This window comes from Oceanobacillus damuensis, assembly GCF_001618145.1.
In the GTDB taxonomy this organism is placed as follows: Bacteria; Bacillota; Bacilli; order Bacillales; family Amphibacillaceae; genus Oceanobacillus; species Oceanobacillus damuensis.
The window spans coordinates 1-17,023 of the sequence record NZ_LQNF01000054.1 but is presented as its reverse complement, the minus strand read 5'-3'; the positions used below and the strand labels follow the sequence as shown (position 1 = coordinate 17,023).

14 protein-coding genes are annotated in these 17,023 nt (G+C 39.8%); 1 reads left to right on the top strand and 13 read right to left on the bottom strand.

What is annotated here, in order from left to right:
• Window positions 1-204: 204 nt before the first annotated feature.
• The 12 genes from A4245_RS18895 to A4245_RS18840 form a co-directional block, all read right to left on the bottom strand.
• The gene (locus A4245_RS18895; RefSeq protein WP_067730812.1) at window positions 205-1,047 is read right to left on the bottom strand and encodes a carbohydrate ABC transporter permease; all 843 of its coding nucleotides are present in this window, start codon (window positions 1,045-1,047) and stop codon (window positions 205-207) included.
• Between the two features lie 35 nt (window positions 1,048-1,082).
• Window positions 1,083-1,976 carry a carbohydrate ABC transporter permease gene (locus tag A4245_RS18890; RefSeq protein WP_067730810.1) on the bottom strand — a complete coding sequence of 298 codons (894 nt, stop codon included), beginning with the start codon at window positions 1,974-1,976 and terminating at the stop codon, window positions 1,083-1,085.
• 87 nt (window positions 1,977-2,063) lie between these two features.
• Entirely contained in the window at window positions 2,064-3,428 is a 1,365-nt protein-coding gene (locus A4245_RS18885) for an ABC transporter substrate-binding protein (RefSeq protein ID WP_407668401.1), read from the bottom strand.
• Window positions 3,429-3,505: 77 nt separating this feature from the next.
• A complete protein-coding gene (gene murQ / locus A4245_RS18880; RefSeq protein WP_084268870.1) occupies window positions 3,506-4,438 on the bottom strand; it encodes an N-acetylmuramic acid 6-phosphate etherase in 933 nt (310 codons plus the stop codon).
• 318 nt (window positions 4,439-4,756) lie between these two features.
• Window positions 4,757-5,611, bottom strand: a complete 855-nt coding sequence (locus tag A4245_RS18875) for a MurR/RpiR family transcriptional regulator (RefSeq protein WP_067730806.1) — start codon at window positions 5,609-5,611, stop codon at window positions 4,757-4,759.
• Between the two features lie 19 nt (window positions 5,612-5,630).
• Window positions 5,631-6,593, bottom strand: a complete 963-nt coding sequence (locus A4245_RS18870; protein ID WP_067730804.1) for an N-acetylglucosamine kinase — start codon at window positions 6,591-6,593, stop codon at window positions 5,631-5,633.
• 118 nt (window positions 6,594-6,711) lie between these two features.
• The gene (locus tag A4245_RS18865) at window positions 6,712-7,170 is read right to left on the bottom strand and encodes a flavodoxin domain-containing protein (RefSeq protein WP_157087773.1); all 459 of its coding nucleotides are present in this window, start codon (window positions 7,168-7,170) and stop codon (window positions 6,712-6,714) included.
• Between the two features lie 65 nt (window positions 7,171-7,235).
• Window positions 7,236-8,273 (bottom strand): LacI family DNA-binding transcriptional regulator, encoded by a 1,038-nt coding sequence (locus A4245_RS18860; protein ID WP_067730802.1) that lies wholly within the window; start codon window positions 8,271-8,273, stop codon window positions 7,236-7,238.
• A 24-nt stretch (window positions 8,274-8,297) separates the two neighbouring features.
• Complete coding sequence (locus A4245_RS18855) at window positions 8,298-10,652, bottom strand: glycoside hydrolase family 31 protein (RefSeq protein ID WP_067730799.1); 2,355 nt, start codon at window positions 10,650-10,652, stop codon at window positions 8,298-8,300.
• Window positions 10,653-10,697: 45 nt separating this feature from the next.
• On the bottom strand, window positions 10,698-11,540 hold the full coding sequence (locus A4245_RS18850) for a sugar ABC transporter permease (protein ID WP_067730796.1): 843 nt from the start codon (window positions 11,538-11,540) through the stop codon (window positions 10,698-10,700).
• Window positions 11,541-12,830 (bottom strand): sugar ABC transporter permease, encoded by a 1,290-nt coding sequence (locus A4245_RS18845; RefSeq protein ID WP_067730793.1) that lies wholly within the window; start codon window positions 12,828-12,830, stop codon window positions 11,541-11,543.
• Between the two features lie 244 nt (window positions 12,831-13,074).
• Window positions 13,075-14,352 carry an extracellular solute-binding protein gene (locus tag A4245_RS18840; RefSeq protein ID WP_067730791.1) on the bottom strand — a complete coding sequence of 426 codons (1,278 nt, stop codon included), beginning with the start codon at window positions 14,350-14,352 and terminating at the stop codon, window positions 13,075-13,077.
• Between the two features lie 314 nt (window positions 14,353-14,666).
• Between A4245_RS18840 and A4245_RS18835 the strand changes: the two genes are divergently transcribed.
• Window positions 14,667-16,430, top strand: a complete 1,764-nt coding sequence (locus A4245_RS18835; RefSeq protein ID WP_067730789.1) for a glycoside hydrolase family 13 protein — start codon at window positions 14,667-14,669, stop codon at window positions 16,428-16,430.
• A 351-nt stretch (window positions 16,431-16,781) separates the two neighbouring features.
• Here A4245_RS18835 and A4245_RS20710 read toward each other — a convergent pair.
• Window positions 16,782-17,023, bottom strand: a 242-nt coding sequence (locus A4245_RS20710) for a hypothetical protein (protein ID WP_234402446.1), incomplete at its 5' end; no start/stop codon positions are given.

The following is a 17,023-nucleotide window of genomic DNA, read 5'->3' as shown; positions in this document are numbered from 1 at the left end:
TGAAGGGGCTCACCAGCCGCCCGTGGAAAGCGCAGTGTATTTCCCCGAGCGGTCGCCTGAGTTCCTTATCCTGTGTCGCATTTTATATCTACTCCGATAATTATAAAACTAGAAAACTGACGAAAAAGTAAGACATCCTGAAATCAAGTGTACGATCATCTTGTACATTTTATTTCAGGATGTCTTATGTTACTTTCCTTATTACTAACCCTTTATCGCTCCCTCCGTCATTCCCTGTGAAATCCTCCTCTGGAAAATCGCATAAAGAATAATAACCGGGACGATTGCAATTACAAGACTGGCAAAAAGTGTTCCCCATGCATTCGTATATTGCGCTTCACTGCTGATATAGTCAATTGCCAATGCCATTGTATAATTATCACTGGATTGCAAAAAGATCAGTGCCATAAAATATTCGTTCCAGAACTGAATCGCATTCATAATTGTTACAGTAATAATCCCTGACATCGTCAGCGGTGTAATAACCTTCCACAGCACACCATATGGTGAAAGTCCGTCGATTGCCGCTGCCTCTTCAAGTGACTTTGGTATGGTACTCATGAAACTAGTCAAAACGAATATGGTAAATGGCAACTGACTCACTGCGTATACAATGGCCAATCCATAAATATTGTCCAATAAATTCAAATCTGCCAATAAAAAGAATAAAGGAATCCATCCCAGCACCATTGGAATCATCATTGCAGATACATATAACGTAAATAGCAGTTTACTGCCTTTGAAATTAATTCTCTCAATTGCATAAGCCGTCGGAATAGCAAGCACCAATGTTAAAAGAGAACCGACTACAGTGACAATCAAACTATTAAATACACTGGTATCTATATTATAGTTTGACCATGCATTGGCAAAGTTCTGCCAGTTAAGTGTTTCCGGTAACCCCCAAGGATTCCGGTAAATTTCTGCGTTTGACTTAAAGGATCCGAGGAACATCCAAAAAATCGGATATAATACGGCAATCGTCCATAAAATCAGAGGAATCCTTATACCTGTCCTTCCTAAAATCTGACCAACACTGCGTTTCAAGCATATTCCTCCTTTACAATTTCCCTTATATGATTCTAATATTCTACTTTGTCCCTGCGCATCAGGAATTGTAATAATAATACAGTGATAAGAGAAAGCACTAAAATCATGACACCAATTGTCGCTCCATATCCAAAGTTATATTGCACAAATGCCTGCTGATAGAGATAGGAGCCCATAACATGTGTCGAATTATTTGGCCCGCCCGCGGTCATCACCTGCACAATGACAAAGGAACCGTTTAATGTTGTAATAACGATATAAAGAATAGATATTTTGATTTGTGGCCATACAAGCGGCAATGTCACCTTCCAAAATTGCTGCCATTGATTGGCACCATCCATCTCTGCTGCTTCATAATAGCTTTTGGACACATTTGATATTCCGCCCATAAGCATTAGCATAAACAAGCCGATACCTGCCCATATGGAAGGTAGCACAAGACTTGGCAATGCCCATGTTTCACTGCCTAGCCATGGCCTAGTCCAGTTTTCCAAACCGATAAATTCCAACCCCGAATTTATCAGACCCATGCTTGGATTGTATATAAATGTCCAAAGAATCCCAATAACCACCACCGACATAATATTGGGGAAGAAAAATACAATCCGGTAAAATGGTGCTTCTTTAATTTTCAGCTGCGTTAATGCCACTGCGAAAAACAATGCCAAAATCATTATTCCAATTACTTTTGTAACTACAAGAAAATAATCATGAATAATCGTATTCGGAATAACCGCGTCATGGAACAATTTTATGTAATTCCCAAAGCCAATAAATTCCTTGTTTTGCGAGGATCCTGACCAGTCAAAAAAGGAAAAGTACAAGCCACTGAACAAAGGGTAAAGCGTAAATACAGCAAACATGAGGAACGTAGGAACGAGGCAAAAGGCCAGAAACGTATATTTTTGTTTTTTAGACTGTACCATTCAATCACTCTTTCTGTTAAAAATAGACGTATGGAACATAATGGCGTTCGGAAAAATACCATCATGTTCCATACTGGCTTCCGTTAATTAATTACGATAATCCGCTGCTGCTTTCTCAGCTTCTTCCACAAATTCTTCGGCAGTCATATTCCCGAGCATCAAGGACATTAACGCATTACCAATCGGCGTTTCCAAATCAGCACTCATCGGATGTGGTTTTTCATAGATTTGGACTTGCTCAGGATCGTTAATCATCGCATTTGCCTCTGTCAGATAACTTGGAACATTTTCGTTTTCAGTTAAATCTACTTCCGTAATATTCATAATCGCTCCAGTATGCTCAGAGAATGACATCGCATATTCTCTTGTAAAAGCAAACTCTACAAATGCTTTTGCAGCATCTGGATTTTCTGCGTTTTCCGCAATTGCCAACGGTCTTAAATCCGGAACGATGGCAAATGGTTCTCCAGGATCCTGCATTGGTGAAGGAATAAATCCAAAGTCGAATCCTTCAGGAATATCATTCGCCATTTCATTTGGCAGCCAGAAACCTACCGGGATAAAAGCATTCTCATGTAAAAGGAAATTCATCTGTGACTGTGTATGGTTTAATGCACCTAATCCGGAGTCAAACATGCCTTCCTGCTGCAACCTTTCTACTTTTTTCATTACTTCAAGAGTTGTATCACTCGTCCATGCTCCTTCTGCACCAGTTATTAAATCTGCGAGTAATTCTTCCCCTCCAGCTGCAGAAAATGCAGGATAAAGCATTCCACGAAGGAAGTAATAAGGATGCTGACCACTCGTTACAAGCGGATCAATATTCTCTCCGGCTTTGATTTCTTCCATTGAGCTTATGAAGCTTTCGAAATCAGTCGGTACTTCATAGCCGTTTTCTTCAAATAAAGCTCTGTCATACCATGTTCCCCATGTATCAAATACAAGTGGAAGCGAATAGATTTGTCCATCAAATTTTCCCGGCTGAACAATAAAGCTGTCAACTAATTTGTCGCCGCCTTCCAATTCAATTCCTTCCACCCATTCAGTAAGGTCCATTAACTGACCATCTTCGACCATCTGTGTTTCACTTGAACCCGCACCATCAATGTAAACGACATCAGGTGGATCATTTGAAATCCATCGTGAACGCATTTCATCATTAATATTCGGGCCGGCATGCTCAATGACATTTACATCTGGATATGCCTCTTTAAAATCTGCGATAACCTCTTTCCACCAAGAATCTCCATAACCACCTACAAAATATTGGATTTCAAGATCTCCTGAAATTTCCCCATTTGCATCTGTGCTCGGTGTGCTGCTTGTTTCTGTTGCATCTCCATCTGCCTCTCCATCGCCAGCATCACCATCTGAAGAACATGCGGCAACCAGTGCCAGCATCAACAACATTCCTATTAATAAAAAACGACGACCATTAAATAACTTGTTCAACTTATGAACCCCCTTTTATTTTATGTTGATATTATGTGAAACACATTACCGGTCGTTAAACCAAGCAATGGAATTTCCTAATCTAATAAGTTATGAAAGGAATCGATTGCTTTTCTTGCATAACCGTTGCATTTGGCCAATGCATCTTTTGCTTCCTTATAAGTCACTCCTGCTTTGATCATCACAATTGCAGGTTTCACTTCATGATTTGTCTGTTTTAACACCTCCTCGGCAACATCATAGGAAACATCTGTAATTTCTATAATGTTTTGCTTAGCACGCTCTCTAAGCTTATAATTGCTAGCATGAACATCGACCATCAGGTTTTCATATACTTTTCCAAGCTTTACCATCGTGGTGGTACTGATCATATTCAAAATCATTTTATGCGCTGTAGCCGCTTTCATTCTTGTTGAGCCTGTTAAAACTTCCGGACCGACAACAACTTCAATCTCGCAATCTGCAAACTTACTAATCACGGAATCTTTATTGCATGATAGGGATATCGTATATGCCCCACGCTCTCTAGCATATTTTAAGGCGCCAATTGGATAAGGTGTTCTTCCACTTGCTGTAATCCCTATGACTACATCCTCTTTTTTAAGATTTCTTAAAGCCAGATCAGCTTCTCCCTGGGCTTCATTATCTTCTGTTCCTTCTGCCGCCTGGAAAAAAGCATCCTGTCCTCCAGCCATGACCGTCTGGACCATATCCTTTGGCGTCATGAAAGTTGGCGGGCATTCTGAAGCATCCATGACCCCTAATCTTCCGCTGGTACCAGCTCCAACATAGAAAAGTCTGCCACCATCGGAAAGGGCTTTCACAATTCGTTCTGCAGCTACTTCCACTTTCGGTAAAACTAGATCAACAGCTGAAGCTACCTTTTTATCTTCTTCGTTAATCAGATGCAGGATTTCAAATGTGGACAATTGATCCAGGTTCATACTATTCTTATTTCTCTGTTCGGTGGTCAGGTTGGATAGTTCCATATGTGTGTGGTTCTCCCTCATTTTAATTGACGTAAAGATTATAATCAATTTTCTTAATTTTATTTCATTATAGATTCACTGAATTATTTTGTCAATATTCCTTTTAATTTTAGTAATAATATTTCAATTGACGTAAATATAAGAACAAAAGCGGAGGTGACTGTTCAGAAACTCAACGCTAGCAAGGGACTGGAAAGCGCATGGTTTTTCGCGCTTGGAATGTCCATTGCTTATGACGGGAGTTTCTAGGAACCGGAGCTGGACGTGGCCGTTTATGTGTATAAGTTAATTGACGCCAAAAATTTTATACAGTCTTATTTTTTAAAAGCTATTTCATTTTTAACCTTTTAAAAATGAAATAGCTCCTTTTGTTTCGTCTAAATATTCTACTGTTTGCTCATAGTGAACCGAAGCCAAGCACATAAATAATATGTCGATTACATGTAATTGGGCAATCCGGGATGAAGTAGCACCACTTCTCATCCGTGCTTCTCTTGCTGCAGACGTATGTAATTGTATGTCCGAATAACTTGATACGGCTGAATTTCCGTATTTTGTAATACTGATTGTTGTTGTGTTTTTATGTTTTGCAAGCTTTAATAACCTTGCAACTTCTTCCGTTTTCCCCGAAAAAGAAATGCCTATGACAACGTCGTCGGGTCCTTTGTTGGCTATTGTTGTTGCAGCCATATGGACATCTGAAAAGGCATGTGCATTTTTATTGATCCGTAAAAACTTTTGCTCTGCGTCTTTGGCAGCAATATAGGATGCTCCAACCCCAAAGCAGATGATCGAGGGAGCGGACGCTAATGCCTTTACAGCGTTCTGCAAACTCTGTTCATTTATAATATCCGCTGTCTCTTTAATTGTTTGAATTGTATTTGTTGTAACCTTGTCAATAATATTTTTAAAACCTTCGTTCGGTTCAATATCACGGTATTCGGTTACAGCTTGTTTCTGAAGATCACCCGCCACACGAATTTTCAATTCCTGAAAGCCGCTGAAACCCAGCGATTTACATAAACGGATAACTGCAGCACTGCTCGTTTTACTTTTTTCACCAAGCATGAGTGCGGTTAACAGGATTGACTCCTCAGGATTTTTTAAAATATATTCTGCTATCTTTTTCTCTGAGGGAGGTAAACTATTTACCATTTCCTTTAATATTACAAGACCACCCTTGATATGCGACATTCCTTCACCTACTCATTCATTAGATTGTATGTATAATATTATTTATTATGTCACTGTCCGGAGCAGTTCCATTCAGCAGATACGCACCAATCAGCGATCCACCGACAGGAGGCATTTTCGGTAATACGACCGTTAATTCGGTATGATTTTTCAATCTCTTTTTAATCTGATCAACGACTGCGTACTCATTGAAAACTCCGCCACAGAGAACAACTTCAACTTTATCATCTTTGGAAAATAGTTTCCTGTATAATGTTTGGATACTGAACATCATTTCCTCAGCAGCAGTTTCTACGATTCTATCTGCTACCGAATCGTTCTCGTGATATGCCTGGAAAAGGAGCTTTGTAATTGCCGAGATTTCATTTTTAGGTGTATTTGATCCATATATTTTTCCGATTATATCCTGGGGGTTTTCCGTATTGAAATGTGTAAATACGAGCTTGGTCAAATTCGTCTCGCTGCCCCTTCCATCATACGCCTTCAATACTGCCAAAATTGCTTGTCGCCCAATATCATAGCCACTGCCCTCATCACCAAGAAGGTAACCCCATCCTCCTACGCGCGCATGTCTTTGTTCAGAGTCAATTCCGTATGTAACCGAACCTGTCCCTGAAATTTGTACGATTCCTGGCTCTCCTAGGGTTCCGGAATACAATGCGTTAATGGGGTCAGGTACGACTTGAAGGCTCGTAAGGGTGGGGACAAAGCGTTTAATGATTTCTGTTAGATCATGCTTATTTTCTTCATTGCCAGCTCCAGCGATACCAGCAAACAAATGAGTTATATGATCGAAATCAGCCTGCAGCTCTTTTCTTAGATTACTGAACAGTTCCATAAAAGTATCATCAAGGTCTTTAGCTGTGGACGAATTAGGATTGGTGGAGCCAACAGTCGTCTGAGCCACAACCTTTCCGGAACTATCGGCGATCGCTGCGACCGTTTTTGTTCCACCTCCATCAATTCCGAGGACATAATTCATTTTATTCACCTCTCTCCATTTTTTAATGATAGTTATACAATATATAATTTTATGTTGATAGACAATACTTTTTTGAAATTTTATTTTACTTTGATATCATTAGAATTACAATACTATTTCATATTCCTATTGAAAGCAGACTACAGGACTGCTCAGCGAAGTGTTCACAACGTTCAATATCTTTTTTATCTGGTTCAAGTTCTACTTTTAACCTTGTCGGTACAAGGCTGGCTCCTAGTTGTGCCAGCCGATCACCCATTATTTCCACTGACTCACAAAAAATATCATAGAACGACTCTCCTGAACCAAAGACGCCAAATAATCGGCCGCTGAGATCAACATCCTCCAGTTCATCATAAAAATGTTCTGCCTCAAATGGTATCTGACCGTCATCACCTGAATGGGTTCCAATTAGCACTAGATCATAATCTAGCAATTCTTTCACATCTATCGTATCGAATTCAAATGATTTCGATACGACCGTATAGGAACGATTTTTAAGATAGGAAACAATCGCCTCCGCCATCATTTCCGTATTACCAGTTGAGCTTGCATATAATATAAGCACCTTATCCACTGCTTCCTCCCCCTTCCATAAGAAGTGCCTGTCACTTCCCGAATTTTGTCGAATAAAAAAGAGCCTTAGATTGGGCTCTTTTTTGTTTCCCGCACGCTCACCGAATCGCGACAGGCGATTTTATGTGGAATGATGATGCGCTTGGCGGGCTCTTCCTTATTTATTGTTTTCTCAATAAGTGCCTTTGCTGATTGTGCACCCAACTCATGAATATGAATATCAACCGTCGTGAGTGCCGGGCGGGTTATTTCTGATAAATAGACATTATTAAAGCTTACCAGTGAAATATCCTGTGGAACGCTAACCCCTGATTCCTCCAGCATGCTTAGCACACCAAGGCTCATTAAATCGTCGCTGACGACGATGCCTGTCGGGCGTTTTTCCAATGCAATCAAGCTTTCTACAGCTTCCCTGCCTCCGGATTTTAAAAATTCAGTGTATATCTTATATGCATCCAAAACTTCCAGATCTGCTTCCTTTAATGCCTCTTCATAGCCAGCCTCGCGATCCAGGGTAACAAACAGATCCTTTGAACCGCCAATAAAAGCGATTCTTTCATGACCATGATCTATCAGATACTTCGTAATTTCTTTTCCCGCCCGAAGGTTATCGTTATCGACATGGGTAATTTCATTGATATTTTCATTTGGCTTACCGACAATGACAAATGGGAATTCATTATCCCGCAGAAAATTCATCACTCGATCTTCAATTCTCGAATAGAGCAAGATAACTCCATCAACATACCTACCATAAACCATACGCTGAACCTCTTCAAAAATCTCTTCCTCGGTCTGACCGCTTGATAGCATCATGGAATACTGCATACTATGTGTCACAGATCCGATCCCCCTTAAAATCTCCGGGAAAAACGGATTCTGCAGTGCTTTATCGGCAGAGGATGGCAGAATTACACCAATTGTCTTCGTCGATTTAGCCACCAAATTACGAGCACTGATATTTGGATGATATCCGAGTTCCTTCATGGACTTTCTGACTTTCCTTTTCGTCTCCGGACTTATTCTTGGATTATCAGCAATAACTCTGGATACAGTGGAGGGTGATACACCTGTTGCCTTTGCTACATCTTTTATTGTTACCATTACTCTCTCACCCTCTACTTTTATTTAGACTTTCAAGCTTAACTTATCATTATCTCGATTTATTTCCCCATTGATTATAACATTTTGCCCTTCTTTTAGCCCGATTATATTAACGGTAATTTCCTTATATCCTGGTACATAATCACCATCTTTACTGCGTACGTTAACTTCTACCCTGTCCCTGTTCGAAATAACTTCTACATCCAATTTGAGATAGCTGCCATTCTCATAGGCAAATGTTTCTCCATCATCATCATAATAGGTGAACACATACGTCCCATTACCATCCCCTGCATAAACATCCATACGAATGTTTTTTGAAGTCTTATCAGCATTTGAATTCCATTCCCCCTGCATGACCGCTGTTCCTTTTTTTACAAAAATAGGCATATCTTCCAGCTTTGCATGGATTAAATGCTGTTTCCCGCCAGTGTACATGCTGCCGGATGTATACTCTACCCAATCACCAGCAGGTAAATATACTGCCCGAGCTGTGGTAGATGGTGTTAAGATTGGTGCTATGACCACATTATCACCAATCATAAACTGATCATTTAAATTATAGGTTTTCACATCTCCAGGATATTCCATTAACAGCGGGCGCATGACCGGGAGCCCATGTTTACTCGCTTGAAAAAATAATGAATAGAGCTGCGGCATCCATTTATAGCGCATTTGAATATATTTTTTCATAATCGCTTCGTACTTTTCGCCAAATTGCCATGGCTCCTGATATCGTGTTTCAATTGCTGAATGATTGCGGAAATATGGTGTGAATGCTCCAACCTGTGTCCAGCGGGTTAGCAATTCAGCATTTGTATCATGGGCAAAGCCACCAACATCCGGACCAGTAAAGGGGACACCCGATAACCCCATGTTCATCACCATTGGCAGGGACATTTGCAAATGTTCCCAAAAACTGCGATTATCTCCGGTCCAAACCGCTGCATATCGCTGAACTCCCGCATAGCCTGCACGGGTCAGCAGAAATGGACGTTTCCCTTTAAGCTGCTCCTTCATCCCATCATACGTCGCCTGGCCCATAAAAAGACCGTAGACATTATGGAGCTCACGATGTGTTGTCGGTTCCCCATCATTCCGGTGTATGACAGATACATCCATCGTTTTTGTTTCGTTAAAGACTGCAGGTTCATTCATGTCATTCCAGATACCTTCAATTCCGATGTTTGTGTAAAATGCATGCTTGTCACTCCACCATTTCCGTACGTTCCCATCTGTAAAATCAGGGAATGCACTCTCCCCTGGCCAAACTTCTCCAAAGTAGATATCCCCCTCTATATATTTACAGAACAGATTCTCTCTGACACCCTCCTGGTATATCGGATATTCCGAATCTTTTTTTACACCAGGGTCCACAATCGGCACAATACGGATTCCCATTTCCTTCAAATCATATACTAATTTTTCAGGATTCGGAAAGCGTTCCTTATCAAAGGTAAACACGCGGTAGCCGTTCATATAGTGAATATCCAAATGAATGGCATCCACTGGAATGTCATGCTCTACAAAGCTTTTTGCAAGCTCACGCACTTCCATTTCTGTTTTATAGCTGTAACGTGATTGATGGTAGCCAATTGCCCACTTCGGTGGTAAAGGCATTCGGCCAGTCAGATGTGTATATTGCTCCAAAACGGCTTTTGGTTCAGGCCCGGCCAAAACATAATAGTCAACTTGGCCTCCCTCAGCAGAAAAGGAATAATAATCAGATGCTGACTTCATATCGAATTCGGTCCGAAATGTATTGTCAAAAAACAAACCATGTGCTCTGCCCTGACGCAATGTCATGAAGTAGGGAATAGACTCATACAATGGATCGGTCTCTGGGTTATGCGGCGCATAAACATCGGTATTCCACATCTCATATTTTTCTCCCCGCTTGTCAAGATACCCGGATTTTTCACCAAACCCATAAAAATGATCGTTCTCATTCATCTCTTTAAATACGGTTACTTCTCCATTTTCACGATAAGCCATTCCCCTTTCACCTTCCGCGACAATCAAACGGTCCTGGTCATCCTTTACGGTTATCCTAAAAGGGGTTTTCCTAATAATAAGCTCCAGCTTATTTGATTTAAGCTTTAAAACTTCTTCTGAATTTACTTCTGTTATTCTAACGTCCTCTGGTGTAACATGAACTGCCTTTGAAGCATGGAGCTTTGGTTCAGTCTTTTGATTCATAACCACCCGCACAATTGAATCCGTGTAAAACTGAACAGCAACATCCCCATTTTCACATGTAAATAAATAGATGTTATCAACTGGGGTATGTTTCAGTACATTTCCAATATCCTGGTATATTACTGGTCCAGTTTGCTGCTCCTTCCCTGGATGAATGGCAAAACTAGTATCTTTAAGCATTGTTTTTCCTCCTGTGCAAATAATAAGTTGGTCTGTTTCTTCAGATTATCCCTTTATACCACCCGCAGTTAAACCTGTAACAAAATATTTTTGCAGCAGTAAAAATAATATTGAGATTGGAACCGCGATTAATACTGCACCAGCAGCAAACAAAGTAAACTCGTTGCCAAACTGTTTTGCTATCATTTGGTAAAGACCTACTGCCAATGTATAATTTTCTTCCGAACGAAGAAGGATCCTTGCTAAAATAAAGTCCGTGAATGGAGCAATAAAAGTGAATAGTGCCACTACCGCTATTATGGGCTTGGCAAGCGGCAATATTATTTGCCAAAAAATCCTTAAATGTCCTGCACCATCCATGCGTGCAGATTCATCCAATTCTTTTGGGAGTGTATCAAGATAACCCTTCATAAGGTAGGTATTCATTGGGATGGAACCACCCGTATAAATTAAAATCAAACCTAAGTGGGTATCCAATAAACCAGTCAATGATGCCAGTACATATATTGCTATTAACGCTGCAAAGTTAGGAATCATTTGTAAGATCAAAAATGTCATCAGACCGTTCTTTCTTCCAATAAAACGATATCGGGAAAACGAATACGCTGCAAGGCTGACTAGTATGACGGAAAAGACCATTGTGATAATACAGACTTTTAATGTATTCCAATACCATAAAAGATAATCACTCCGTTGCGGATCAAAAAGTTCCTTATAATGGGCAAGTGTCGCATTTTCTGGAATCATAGTGGAACCTGACAAACTGTTCCCAGGATTAAAAGACGAACCGACGATCCATAATATAGGAAACAGAATCATGATGATCATCGCAAAAATGACTATATACGACAATGTCAAACGTATGATTTTTTGCTTATTGATATCCATTTACATCATATCCTCTTCTTGGAATGACTTCGTTCTTCTAAACTGCCATAAAGCTACAATGATAACGATCAATGATAAAATCATCGTAATCGCCGCGGCCTTCCCATATTGAGCGGAATTCATCGTTAAGGAATAGATCCAGGAAATTAATATATCTGTTCCACCTGCATTTTGCCCAGATACTGCCGGTCCCCCACCATTAAATAGATAGATAGCGTTAAAGTTATTAAAGTTACCAGTAAATTGGGTAATTAATATAGGTGCGGTAGAAAAAAGGATAAGCGGCAATGTGATGCTCCTAAACTTCTGGATAATCGTTGCGCCATCTACATCTGCTGCCTCATATAACTCAGAAGGAATTGACTGCAATACCCCTGTGGTCATTGCAAATATAAACGGAAATCCCAGCCAGGTTTGAATAAATATTAATGCAAGTCGAGTATACATAGCATTAGTCATCCATGGAATGGCATCCAACCCAAAGAAAGCCAGGATATCTCTATTAATTGTCCCAAAGCTTTCATTAAACATACCTGCAAAGACCAGTAAAGAAACAAATGCAGGAACTGCCCATGGCAAAATAAAAATAGTCCGGATAGTTCTCTTAAACTTAATATCTGGCTGATTCATGATCACAGCCAGTAAAATTCCCAACCCAATTTGGAGTGTAGTAGCTGCAAACGTCCAAACGATTGTCCAGGCAAAAACACTTATAAATGTTTCACGCCAGATTGGAACGTTAAATATATCCACAAAATTTTGAAACCCAACCCAATCCACCAAATTGGCTGGTGGCGAATGATATAGATTATAATTTGTAAACGACAATAAAATGACAAATAATATAGGGAAAATGACGACAAAAACCATCAACAAAAACCCCGGGGACATCATTAAGTAAGGAAATCCGTTATCTATCAGTGCATGATATTGTTCTCGCAGACCATTTACCTTTTCAGCGTTATCACGTTTTTTTCCAACTTTATATGCATCATAGAAATTAAAGGCATATATCCCCAAAAACAAAATCGTTATGATAACAGTGAGAATTCCTTCAATTAACAAAAATATAGAGTGGTCATACTGTGGGTCAACACCTAAAGTAATTAAACCCCAGAAACCAAATTGGAATAAATCACGAAATGCAACAAAAAATGAAATGGTCAATACAAGAAATACGAGCCCTTTAAAAACTTGCTTATTATACATTTGACCGATACCAGGAATAATTGAAAGTATGATAGCTATCTTTCTTTTATTCTTTTTATGTTCTGTGTCAGTCTGCAACATCAGAGTTCCACCTTTCAGAACCATTTGATTATGATAAGCAGTATCTCAAGGCTATGCTGAGATACTGCTTTTAGAGGATGTTCAAAAAATCAGGTGAAAAACAATCGAAAATTTTACGAATGCTTGTTTTCCGTACCCTGGAAAAAAATAGACTTTTCCTTCGTACAGGATCGCTTGATCAAGCTTAAACAGACTCGAACTTCTCGTCCCGCTTTTCTCCTCTTTGATCATGAACTTTTTATATTTAATTCCCTGTATGATTCAATTCAATTTGTTCAGCTATTGAAGATTTTGCTTCATCCAACGCAGCCTTAGGATCAGACTTACCAGTGGCGATTAATTGCAATGCTTGGGCCATAGGTTCCCACACTTCGGACATTTCCGGAATATTTGGCATAGGTATTGCACGTTGAGACTGGATCGCTACAGCTTGTGCACCCTCGTTTTCTGCAATTATCGGGTCATCTATCAATGTCTTCACAGGAGGGATCTCATTTGTTTCGTCAAACCGAATTTTAGCGTTTTCTTCATTTGCTATCCACTCGATCAATACAGTTGCCCATTCCTTATTAGTGGAAAAACTGGATAAATGCCAACCTTTTACACCCATAAAGGTTACCGGATATTCTCCATTAGGGAGTTTAGGAAGTGGCGTCACCCCGTAATCCATTCCTATATCTTTAAGTGTTTGGAATGCCCATGGACCATCCATTACAGAAGCAACCTTTCCTTCCTGGAATAATCCGTCTTTGGCAGAGCCGCCACTTTCCCCGACAATACCTGAAGGGAAAATATCTTCATACCACTGTTGGATATACGCAGCTCCTTCAACAGCTCCTTCGTTATTCACCCCTAAGTCTTCTGGGTCAGGGACTGCTCCATCTTCACCAAATACATAGCCACCATACCCTTGCAATACCGAATTTCCAAAATAGAAATTATCCCATAAAGCTAAGAAACCATATTCATCACTTCCAGCCATTTCCTCGGAAAACGCATACAATTCATCGAAAGTTTCAACCGGCTCTTCCATAAGTGCTTTGTTATATATAAATACCGGTGTTTCCGTTGCTTTAGGCAGACCATATAGTTGACCATCATATGTTTGTGCCATTATTGATGACTCCGTATAAATATCTTTAACGGATGATTCGACTTCCAATGGAGCAATTAATCCTTCTGTAACCACCTGACCAATCTGATCGTGCGGTAAAGTTATGATATCCGGTCCTTGACCAGATGGCCCATCAAGCCTCATTTGTTCACGGATTTCTGTTGCCATATCCAGTTCTCTATATTCGACCTTGATGCCATATTCCTCTTCAAAACTTTCAATTGCTGCATCCAGACCAATACCTTTATCTTTATCTTCCCAGATTACCAGTTTATCCGGCTTTTCTTCTTCCATTCCATTTCCATTGCCATCACTATTTGTCGCGTCACTTTCTTCCCGCTCTGGAGCACACGCCACAAAAACAACTAGAAAAAACAATGAAACAAGTAAAACAAACCATTTCCTCATATTAACCCCTCCTAGTTTTATATGTAATCGTTTCCAGTATATATTTTGTGAAAGCGATTGCACACTTTCAATTCTAATTATACATCCCAAATAGTTTATTGCAATAGAAAATTTTAAAAATTTCTATTTCTCCCTCATACCGTTTATGTTAGAATATATTTATCCAATATGCATTGATAAATAAACACAACTATCACTGCTGGAATTGCAGAAAATAGCGTTTTTTCTCAAGTATACTAATAATATAAAATATAAATTATGCAAACGATTGCTCTCAACAAAAACAAATATTCTTTACAAGGGGAGTCTCTAAAGTGCTGAAAGAAGCCATTTACCACCGTCCAAAAAATAATTTTGCCTATGCTTATACTAAAGAAATATTGCACATTCGCTTACAAACAAAAAAGAAGGATATAGAGCATGTTAAGATTATCCATGGCGATCCATATGACTGGAACGATGATGGCTGGCAATTCAGTAAAAAAGATATGCATTTACAAGCATCTGACCATTTATTTGACTATTGGATTACAGAAATCAAACCTCCTTACCGCCGCTTGCGTTACGGATTTGAACTTACCTGCGGGGAAGAAAAAATAGTTTACACAGAAAAAGGATTTTATGATATTCCTCCCTCTGACGATGTTGCCTACTATTTTTGTTTCCCTTTTCTGAACCCGATTGACGTATTCCAAGCACCTTCATGGGTAAGGGATACACTATGGTATCAGATTTTTCCCGAACGGTTCGCGAATGGAAATACAAAAAACGATCCAAAAGAGGCCCTTCCTTGGGGAAGTACAGAACCGTCTCCAACCAACTTTTTTGGCGGAGATGTTGAAGGTGTAATAGATCATTTGGATTATCTCATTGATTTAGGAATAAACGGCATCTATTTCACACCGATTTTCAAAGCACATTCCAATCACAAGTACGATACCATTGATTATATGGAGATTGATCCTCAATTCGGAAGCAAAGAGACATTCCGCCAGTTGGTTGATGAATGTCATAAAAGAGGTATACGCATTATGCTTGATGCGGTATTTAATCACAGCGGATACTATTTCCCCCCATTCCAGGACGTGCTTGAAAAGCAGCAAGAATCAAGGTATAAGGATTGGTTTCATATATGGGATTTTCCAGTAATCACTGAACCAAAGCCAAATTATGATACGTTTGGTTTTGTGGGCTCCATGCCGAAGCTAAATACGGAAAACCCGGAAGTGAAGAAGTACTTATTAGATGTAGCGCGTTACTGGACCAGTGAATTTGATATTGATGGCTGGCGGCTTGATGTTGCAAATGAGGTTGATCACCAATTTTGGAGAGATTTCAGAAAAGAAGTAAAAGCAATAAAATCGGATGTCTATGTTCTAGGAGAGATTTGGCATGACTCTATGCCATGGCTTTTGGGCGACCAATTTGATGCGGTGATGAACTATCCATTTACCATTGCTGCGCTTGATTATTTGGCGAAAGACAAAATCAATGCCGAAGCATTTGCAAATCAGATCACATCAGTACTTTCCTCCTACCCGGAAAACGTAAATGAAGTAGCGTTTAACTTATTAGGCAGTCATGATACAGCTCGAGTTTTAACAGTGTGTGACAACAATAAACAAAGGGCTAAGCTTCTTTATCTACTTCAATTATCATTCAAGGGGACACCTTGCATCTATTACGGCGATGAAATTGGTATGACAGGTGAGAACGACCCAGGATGCAGGAAATGCATGGTTTGGGATAAAGACAAGCAGGATTCGAACCTGAAATCATTCATTAAAAAATTAATTCACCTGCGTAACTCCGAGCCAGCTTTTGGGAACGACGGGACCTTTCAGATTGTGGAATCAAGCGCAGAAACAAACCATCTGATCTATTCGAAAACATATCATGAAGAAAAAATCTATATCATTATTAATCCCGGAGAAACCTCTATAAAAGCAGCTGTAAAAGTGGATTTTCCGGATAAAACTGTTAAAGACTTATGGAACGATAGTACCCTGATTCCAACAGGGAAATCCTTGATAATTGAAACAGGTTCAAATGACTTTTCAATGATTAAAGTGTATTAACTCAAGCTTCAGGCCAATATAACAATTCAAACATTCAGCCGGGCCAAGCATAAGAATGTCTCTAGTATTCTCCTTGGTAACTTTGATAAAGATAGAGCAACTTTCGTAATGTTTGTTGCTTTATTAGCTTCGTATTTTATGTAAAATGCGAAGTAACATCTATGTTTGATCTTTAACCTGGTAATGGAAACGATTTACTTCGGCAACCGCAGCCCGTATACACTCCGCTTTCCACGGGCGGCTGGTGAGCCCCTTCATGCTATCGCATTTCAGTGTCTCACCTATGCCTTTCCTCCCGTTGGAGTCTCCGTGTATACGGGCTGCTAGTATGGTGTTTTTTCAAAAAGAATTCTACGAAAGAAAAATCAACACATTTAATTTACCTGCATCGCATTCAGCATTTTTAAAATAAATATAATTTCTACCGTATTCAATAGGTATTGAAAGGAAAATAATTGGCAGTAATCTTCTATCCAGCTCTGGGAAATACACGGAGACTTCTCCGGGGTGAGAGGCATAGGTGAGACACCGCAGCACTTTAGCGCAAGTTGGCTCACCAGCCGCCCGCGAAAATGACCTGACCCCTATAAGTT